6 protein-coding genes are annotated in these 9012 nt (G+C 33.6%); 5 read left to right on the top strand and 1 reads right to left on the bottom strand.

Annotated elements, in window-relative coordinates:
* Window positions 1-20 precede the first annotated feature (20 nt).
* Window positions 21-623 (bottom strand): ribonuclease HII, encoded by a 603-nt coding sequence (locus ACJAZK_RS14265; protein WP_415224609.1) that lies wholly within the window; start codon window positions 621-623, stop codon window positions 21-23.
* Window positions 624-825: 202 nt separating this feature from the next.
* Here ACJAZK_RS14265 and ACJAZK_RS14260 point away from each other — a divergent pair, with 202 nt between their 5' ends.
* The 5 genes from ACJAZK_RS14260 to ACJAZK_RS14240 form a co-directional block, all read left to right on the top strand.
* On the top strand, window positions 826-3966 hold the full coding sequence (locus ACJAZK_RS14260) for a SusC/RagA family TonB-linked outer membrane protein (RefSeq protein ID WP_415224608.1): 3141 nt from the start codon (window positions 826-828) through the stop codon (window positions 3964-3966).
* Between the two features lie 13 nt (window positions 3967-3979).
* The gene (locus ACJAZK_RS14255) at window positions 3980-5374 is read left to right on the top strand and encodes a RagB/SusD family nutrient uptake outer membrane protein (RefSeq protein ID WP_415224607.1); all 1395 of its coding nucleotides are present in this window, start codon (window positions 3980-3982) and stop codon (window positions 5372-5374) included.
* A 21-nt stretch (window positions 5375-5395) separates the two neighbouring features.
* Window positions 5396-6163 (top strand): hypothetical protein, encoded by a 768-nt coding sequence (locus ACJAZK_RS14250; RefSeq protein WP_415224606.1) that lies wholly within the window; start codon window positions 5396-5398, stop codon window positions 6161-6163.
* A gap of 28 nt (window positions 6164-6191) precedes the next feature.
* Complete coding sequence (locus ACJAZK_RS14245) at window positions 6192-7037, top strand: hypothetical protein (protein ID WP_415224605.1); 846 nt, start codon at window positions 6192-6194, stop codon at window positions 7035-7037.
* Between the two features lie 127 nt (window positions 7038-7164).
* Window positions 7165-9012 (top strand): putative porin (locus ACJAZK_RS14240; RefSeq protein ID WP_415224604.1); only part of this gene is annotated, 1848 nt, incomplete at its 3' end.

Below are 9012 nucleotides of genomic sequence, written 5' to 3'. Positions count from 1 at the left end.
ATTTTTACAAATATAAAAAGTTAGAGGTCCAAATGATATTGTTCTGGTAATAATCTAAAACTTTTTCTATGGTATTTTGTTATTCCAAATTCTCGAATAGCGTTTCTATGTTCTTTTGTGGGGTAACCTTTGTTTTTTTTCCAATTATACATGGGGAATTCTTTATGAATCTCTTCCATATAGTCATCTCTATATGTCTTTGCTAGAATAGAAGCCGCAGAAATAGAGAGGTATTTACGGTCTCCTTTAATAATGGTTTGAAAAGGAATGGTATTAAATGGTTTAAATCTGTTACCATCTACAATAATAAACTCTGGAGGAATTTTGAGTTGCTCAATAGATTTATGCATGGCTAGAATGGAAGCATTCAATATATTGATACTGTCAATTTGAGATGGGTATACATGTGAAAACGAATAACTTATAGCTTCATTTTCTATTATTGGGCGCAATAGATTTCTTTTTTTTTCTGAAAGTAGCTTGGAATCATTAATCGTAGAATTTTTAAAACCTTTTGGTAAAATTACAGCGGCAGCAGTGACTGGGCCTGCTAAACAACCACGTCCAGCTTCATCTGTACCACATTCTAAATGTATTTGTGAAAACGAAGATTTAAGTCTCAAAATGTTAAAGTTTGAACAAAGTTAAAATTTTAACGCAACCTATTTGCAATTTATGTGTCTAATTACTAGTGACACTAAGGTTTAACTTAATAAATACCCTTTATGAAAATTAAATGTTTGTTAACATTTTTTTAGCATAAATACTTGTTTATTTAATATTTTATTAAGATGTTTGCGGAAGACTAACTCAAATAATTGTTTTATGAAATTAAAGTTAACATGGTTAATGACGCTATTTATGGCGTTTGTGATGCAACTCTCTTTCGCACAAGAGAAAACGGTCACAGGGACAGTTACATCGGCTACAGACGGACTTCCGTTGCCTGGTGTAAGTGTAATAGTAAAAGGAACTTCACGTGGAGTTCAAACAGATTTTGATGGTAATTACTCGATCAAGGCAAGTACTGGTGAGACACTAGTATTTACTTTTGTGGGTATGAAGAAATCAGAAAAGAAAGTTGGACAAAGTTCAACATTAAATCTTGCAATGGCTGAGGATTTGGCTGAGCTGGAAACAGTTGTAATTACAGGTTATGCTGGAGCAACCAACAGTTCTAAAGTGACTTCAGCGATAGCAGTAGTTTCTGCTGAGTCTATAGAGCAAGTGCCAATTAATTCTATTGATCAATTATTACAAGGTCAAGCTGCAGGTGTTAATGTGAGTACAGGTTCTGGTCAGCCAGGACAAAGTGCTACGGTTATTATTAGGGGTAGAAACTCTCTTAATGGAGATGTTGAGCCGTTATTTATAATTGATGGTGTTCCTGTAGATCAGGATAACTTTCGTAGTTTAAATCAAAATGATATTGAAACAATGTCGGTATTAAAGGATGCTGCTGCAACTGCTGTTTATGGAAATAGAGGTGCTGGTGGTGTAATTTTAATAACTACAAAAACTGGTAAAAAAGGTTCTGGTGTTAAAGTACAGTACAGAAGTTTGTATGGTGTTGCAATTCAACCTCAAACAAGATTTGACGTAATGAATGCTTCTCAATTTTTAACTTTCCAAAGAGATTTATTACCTGGAACACAGTTTGGTGATAGTTTATCAGATTCAGATATCGCTAGAATTGCTGACCAGTCAAATACGAATTGGGAAGATATATTCTTTAGAAGAGGTAAGACTAAATCACATGAAGTTACAATAACTACAGGTGGTGAAACTGCGACATCTTTTACATCGGTTAATTATTACGAGCAAGAAGGTATTACTATAGGTAGTGATTTAAAGCGTTTCTCTTTTAGAAATAACTTTAACGTAAATTCAGCTGATAACAAATTTAACTTCTCTACTAATTTAACTATGAATTACTCGGTGAGTAGTTTTGTTGTAGATGCAGCAAGAGGTGGTAATACAGGTGGTCAGTTAGATAATCCTTTTATTGTTCCTTATATTGGTTTACCTTATTTGTCTCCTTATAATGCAGATGGTTCAATTAATATTTATGGTACAGGTCCTGTGTCAGGTGGTGGTTCTGGAGCTTTCAATTTAGATGGTTCTATCAATGCTGATGGTGCTAATGGTTTTCAAAACACGCCTTTTATTGCATTGAACACAGCTGCCGTTAATACGGATTCTGAAACAGAAATCAAAATTGTTGGTAGACTTGCTGGAGATTATAATTTCGCAAAAAATTTAACAGTAGGAACATCTTTTGGTATTGACTATACTAATGTAGAGTCGCTATTCATAAATACACCTACTAGTATTAGAGGTTTGAATACACCTACTGCTGGTTCTGAATCTAAAGGTTCTCAATCTGAAAGTTTCTTTAGAGATGTTAATATTATTACTAATGCTTTCGTTAGATATGATAATAATATTACAGAAAAATTAAATCTTAATGTAGCTGTATTTGCAGAATATAATTATAACAACAGACAAAATGCTGGCTTTACAGCTTTTGGTCTTAACCCTGCTTTGCCAGGTTCTAGTGCTGGTTTTATTGCTGGTGATACAGTTGAAGGTGAAGATGATAACGGAGACGGGATTTTAGCTTTAGGTCCAGAGGTTGGATTACCTTATGTTCCCGGAGTTTTTTCTTCAGAGTCTGAAATTGCATTAGCGTCAACATTTGCTACGCTTAGTATGGATTATGACGGTAAATATGGAATTGGTGCGTCAATAAGACGCGATGCTACTTCTAGATTTGTTGAAAATAGAGAAGGTACTTTCTGGTCTGTTTCTGGACGTTGGAATATAGATAACGAGGCATTTATGGAAAATGCTGACTGGGTTTCTACTCTTAAACTTAGAGCAAGTTATGGTGTTGTTGGTAATCAAACTGTTGGTTCTCGATACCAAGGTTTACAAACAGTGAATTCTGGTTCAGGATATCAAAATACTAATTCTTATGCACTAGGTACTTTAATTGATCCTGCTATTCAATGGGAAACGTCTAACCAAGCAAATATTGGTTTAAGTTTTGGTTTATGGCAAAATCGTTTAAGTGGTGAGTTGGATGTTTATAATAACAAGACAACTGATTTATTTGCAGGGAAGCCTCTTTCAATCGCTGGTACAGGTACAACTACGGTACAAGCAAACGTTGGAGATATGACTAATCAAGGTGTTGATTTACAGATTTCTTATAATATTTTAAGAAAGTCAGATTCTAATCCTTGGGACATTACTTTAAATGCTAATGGTAACTACAATAAGAATGAAGTTACTAGTTTGCCAGGTGGTTTTACTGGAAATACTTTGAGAATTGCTGAAGGAAGATCTGCGTTTACTTGGTTCTTACCAAGATGGGCCGGTGTTAATCCAGCAAACGGAGAGCCTCTTTACTTGGATCTTGACGGTAATGTAACAAATGTTTACAGTCCAGACAATGCGGTGTATTTAGATAAAAACTTTGACCCTACTTATACTGGTGGTTTTGGTGCAGATATTAGATATAAAGGATTCTCTTTAAATACATTATTTGCTTTTCAAGCAGATAGATGGAAAAACAATAGTTCTTTAGCTATTATCGAAGATGCTGGTTTAGCAGGATTTGCAAATCAATCTGTTACATTATTAAATGCATGGACAACACCAGGACAAGTTACAGATGTGCCTGCATTATCAAATGGAGGTCTAAGAGCTATTGATGGTGATAGATATTTAGAGGATGCTTCTTTCTTGCGTCTAAGAAATATTTCTTTATCATATAATGTAGATAGAAAAGTTTTAGAGCAAACCAAATTCTTTACTGGAGTACGTGTGTTTGTTCAAGGAACAAACTTATTGACTTGGACGAAATTTAGAGGCTTTGATCCAGAAGGAACAAATTCTACAACTTTCTTTGATTATCCTGTGCCAAGAACATTTACATTAGGATTCGATTTAACTTTTTAAAATAAAAATAAAAATGAAAAAATATTTATCAATATTAACTATAACGGTTGCTGCACTATTTGTTGGCTGTAGCGATTCGTTAGATAGATTTCCAATTGATCAGTTGGTCGAGGAAACGGCTTTTGTAACAGTTGCCGATTTGCAACTGGGACTAAATGGCGCCATAGGAAATTATTCTCCTAACCAGATTATCGCACACAATTCTATTTTTACAGATAATTGTGGTCTTGGGGTCGATAATGGTGGTCAAGAATTAAATGCCTTAGCACAAATTTTAAACGCAGACAGTGGTGACCGTGGTTTATGGGGTAGTCGTTACAGCGCAATGAATGATTTTAATAGATTATTTGCTGCAGCATCGACTATAACTCCTTTAGCTGCTGAGCAAGAGCAATACAATAATATATTGGCTCAATCTCACGCATTTAGAGCACTTATGCATTATGACTTGTTGTTATATTACGGTGTGGATATTAGAGATCTTTCTGCAGCTGGTGTACCTTATGTTGACTATGTGTCTGCAGATGCTACTCCTGCTAGAAATACTACTGGGGAGGTTTTAACTGCTATACAAGCAGATTTGGATGCTGCGCTATCTTTATTTCCAGCTGGAACTAATGATATTAATTTCGCATCTCCCGATTTTGTGACCTTTTTAAGAGCTAGAATAGCTTTAGAAACTGGTGATAATATTGGAGCTATTGGTTTTGCAAATTCTATTATTTCAAATTACCCTCTTGCTAACGCGACTCAGTATTTTGATATGTTCAATGAAGATGCAAACTCGGTTGAAGTTATTTGGAGATACGACAGTGTTCAAGGATTTAATTTAGGTTTAAATTTCACATGGAATTTCACAGGTCCTGGACCGTTTGTTGAAATGTCTACTGAATTAGCTAATTTACTTCCTGCTTCTGATATTAGAAGAAGTGTGAACATTGATCCTGCTAGTATTGAAGAAGATGATATTTATATAATTGGAAAGTATCCTATTAATTCAGATACTCAAGCAATTAATGATTTTAAAGCAATGAGAGTTTCTGAGGCTTATCTTATTAGAGCTGAAGCTTATGCTAGAAATACTCAATTTGGTTTAGCTGCTGATGATGTTTTTGCTGTACGTTCTGTTAGAGATACGGCTACTACGTTACCTAGTTATACTAATATTCAAGAGGCTTTAACTGATGTTTTAGCTGAGAGACGTTTAGAATTAGCTTTTGAAGGTCATAGATATACGGATATCAAAAGAATGAGGTCTGTTTTAAATGCTGGTATTGAAAGAGATGATGCAGATTGTGGTGGAGCTATACCTTGCAGTTTAGCATTTAATTCTGAAAAGTGGATTTTTCCAGTACCAACTGCAGAAATTAACGCTAATACAAACATTACTCAAGCACCAGGTTATTAATATTTAAAAAAATAATAAATTATGAAAATTTTTATAAAATTATGTTTGGTGGCGCTTTTGTTCACTGCCTGTGACGAGACAGAGTCGGCTACCTTTGACCCTAATAGTGGTCAAACTGGTATTGGGTTTGCTGATTCTGTGATAGAATTGAGTATACCTGTAGGTGGTATTACATCTGTAGTGCCTGTATTTTCAACGACCGTATCAGCTCAAGATCGTACGTTTAACGTTGCTGTTGATGCTAATAACACTAATGTAACTGCTAGTGATTATTCCTTAGGTTCTGTATTTTTTCCTGCAGATTCGCATGAAGGGACGTTAGAGGTTACTATTAACTATGATGGTTTAACAGATTTCGTTCAAAACTTCTTAGTGTTGAATATTGACGCTCCTGCTGATGTATCAGTGTTTTCTGAAGTAACATTTTCATTCCTTAGAGAATTTGATATCAACGAGTTTGTATGTTCTAGTGATTACCAATTAATTATCAACTTTGATGGTTTTGGTTCTGAAAACACTTGGGAACTAACAGATTCTTCTGGTGCAGTTCTTTATAATGGAGGTCCTTACAGCGATGGTGGTTCAGGTACTCAACTGGTAGTTAATAATATTAGTTTGGCTGCGGGCTGTTACAACTTTACTTTCTTTGATTCTTTTGGAGACGGATTGTTTGATGGAAATACTGAAGGAGATTACGATTTAGTTTGTGCTGCACAAACGGTTGTTTCTTATGCCTCTGGAGTAGGTAACTTCGGAGATTCTAATTCAACAGATTTCTGTGTTAACTAAGAATTTTTAATAAATAAGATATATAATTATGAAAAATATTTTTAAAATAATGTCTATTGTTGTTCTAGTTTTTACATTTAGTTGTGACGACAATGAAGAAAATAGATTTGTAAGTGATCCAAGTACGGGGTGGATGCAATTTGCAACTCCAACAAGCGGAACAACGATCTCTATTATTACAGAGGAGTTGATTTTACCAGTGGTTGCTAATGTTCCAGTATATGAGAATGGTATGACACTTAGCTATCAATTGGTAGCAGTTGAGGGAGATTTTACTAGCATCGTAACGACTGGTAGTAGTATTTATTTTGAACCAGGTCAAGCTAGTGCAGCTGGAAATCCTAGAGTAGTGCCTATTTCTTTGAATTTTACAGGAGTAAGTGATTTACAGGATATTGTTGTTTTTGATGTTGTCTTGACGGCTATTGATAATAACGGTGTTACTATAGGTCTTAATGACGCTAGCATTACTAGTTACAGAATATCAACGCCTTGTCCACTTGACGTTCCAGCTATCGTTGGTACTTACAGTGTCGATGAAGTTTTTACTTCTGGAGTGAATGCAGGTTTGTCATTGGCAGCAGCTTTTGGTGAAAGTTATCAGGTTGAAATTAGTTTGGATCCAACAGATCCAACGCAAACAGTATTTATACTTAACAATTCTATAGGATTTAATCAGTATTTCGTGGATGGCTCAACGGCTTCCTTAGATACTTGTAATGGTACAATTACATTTTCTAATCCATTAAATCTAGGTGATTTTGCTGATATGGTTGTAGAGACTACATCTTATACAGAGTCTCCTGCAGTGATGATTGCTGACGGACCATTAGGAAATTTTGGACCTTACCAGTTTATTTTGACTAAGCAGTAGGACTTGGTATTATAAGTTAAAGTTTTTAAAAAAAGATCGGGAATTTTTCTCGGTCTTTTTTTGTTTTAACAAAACATAATAAGTTTTTTTCTTATTTAATAATTATTTTTGATTTTCAATTTATCATATGATAAGACATACCTCGATCGTTTCTTTTTTCTTGTTGCTATGTTTAATTAGTGGTGCCCAAGAAAAGTTACCACAAAAATTTAAATCCTCTACTAAGAGTGTTGAAAATACCACTACAATTAATGATTCTTTAGTCTTCAGGAAAAGTCAAAAAGATAAAGTCTCGTCGAAAGACGTCACTATTGATCAATATAAAATTATAGATGCTAATAATCAAGTAGAAGTATTAGACACGTCTTTAACAATTCAAAAAGAATATAAATTTAATTATTTAAGAAAGGATAATTTTGGTCTAATCCAATTCGCCAATTTAGGCCAAACATATAACAGTCTAACTAAAGATTTTAGTTCAACCAATCTTTTACCTTTGTTTGGAGCTCGAGGAAGACATTTTAACTATCTGGAAGTTGAGGATGTGAAATACTATGAAGTTCCAACACCTTTAACAGAGTTGTTATTTAAAACAGCATTTCAACAAGGTCAATTATTGGATGCTCTATTTACTGTGAATACATCCAGACAATTTAACTTTTCAATCGCATACAAAGGCATGAGGTCTTTAGGTAATTATCAACAGGCTGTAACTAGTACTGGTAATTTGCGATTTACTTCGAGTTTTAAATCTAAAAACAATCGATATTCAGCGAGAACACATATTGTAACTCAAGATTTGTTAAATCAAGAAAATGGCGGATTAAATAACGAAGATGTTTCAAATTTTATTTCAGGAGATCAAAATTTTATAGATAGATCTGTATTTGATCCTAATTTTGATAATGCTGAAAACATTTTGGTTGGTAAACGATTCTTCTTAAATCAGGAGTATATAATAATACCTCAGAAAGATTCAATCAACAGATCATTATCAATTAAAAATAGTATTGCTTTTGAAGATAAATATTTTCAGTTTGATCAAACGTCAAGCTCCGATTTTTTCGGAGACTCATTTAACCAATCTAATATTCGAGATAGGGTAACTATCGAAAACTTTGAAACTAAGGCTTTAATCAATTATAGAGAACCTATAGTAGGAGATATTAGTTTTGGAGTTGGTTATAATGATATTAATTACGGCTATGATAAAGTCACTATTTTAAATGATCAACAAATAGCTAATAGAATTAAAGATAGAGTTATGAGTTTAGAGGGACATTACTCAAATCAATTCGGAGGCTTTAGACTAAGTACTGATGTGGGTGCTAACATTGTTGGTCAATTTGATAGCAGTTATTTTTTATCTGACATTGTTTATGATGTTAATGATGATACGTATATAAAGGGTGGTATGGGTTATATTTCAAATTCTCCTAATTATAATCTCTTATTATACCAAAGTGACTATATAAATTATAACTGGAATAATGTTGATAGTTTTAAGAACCAAAATAGTACAAATTTAAAGGTAGAATTTAACTCTAAAACTATATTAGATATATCTGCTGAGTATGTTGTTTTAGATAATTTTTCATTTTTTTCACGAGGAGGAGAAGACAATTCGATTAGACCAGAACAGTTAGAACAGTCTATTAGTTTTTTTAAACTAAGATTAGATAAGGAATTAAAGTTTGGAAAGTTTGCTTTAGATAATTCAATCTTATATCAAAAGGTAGACGACGATACTCAATCTCTTAATTTACCGGAGTTCGTAGTTAGAAGTACGTTTTATTATTCAAATCATTTCTTTAAAAAAAAGGCACTGTTTTTACAAACAGGAATCACATTCAATTATTTCACTGATTATTACATGGATGGATATGATCCATTGCTAGCGGAATTTTATTCTCAAGATCAAACTAAATTGGGTGGTTTCCCTAGGCTAGATTTTTTTATTAATGCTAAGATTAGA

Origin of the sequence: Psychroserpens sp. (genome assembly GCF_047633235.1) — a bacterium.
GTDB lineage: Bacteria > Bacteroidota > Bacteroidia > Flavobacteriales > Flavobacteriaceae > Psychroserpens.
The sequence above is the reverse complement of the archived record's forward strand: the minus strand, read 5'-3'. Positions and strand labels throughout refer to the sequence as shown.

What these genes read in the sequence shown, in the direction of transcription:
- ACJAZK_RS14260 (WP_415224608.1), top strand. Translation starts at nt 826, where the DNA reads ATGAAATTAAAGTTAACATGGTTAATGACGCTATTTATGGCGTTTGTG.
- ACJAZK_RS14255 (WP_415224607.1), top strand. Translation starts at nt 3,980, where the DNA reads ATGAAAAAATATTTATCAATATTAACTATAACGGTTGCTGCACTATTT.
- ACJAZK_RS14250 (WP_415224606.1), top strand. Translation starts at nt 5,396, where the DNA reads ATGAAAATTTTTATAAAATTATGTTTGGTGGCGCTTTTGTTCACTGCC.
- ACJAZK_RS14245 (WP_415224605.1), top strand. Translation starts at nt 6,192, where the DNA reads ATGAAAAATATTTTTAAAATAATGTCTATTGTTGTTCTAGTTTTTACA.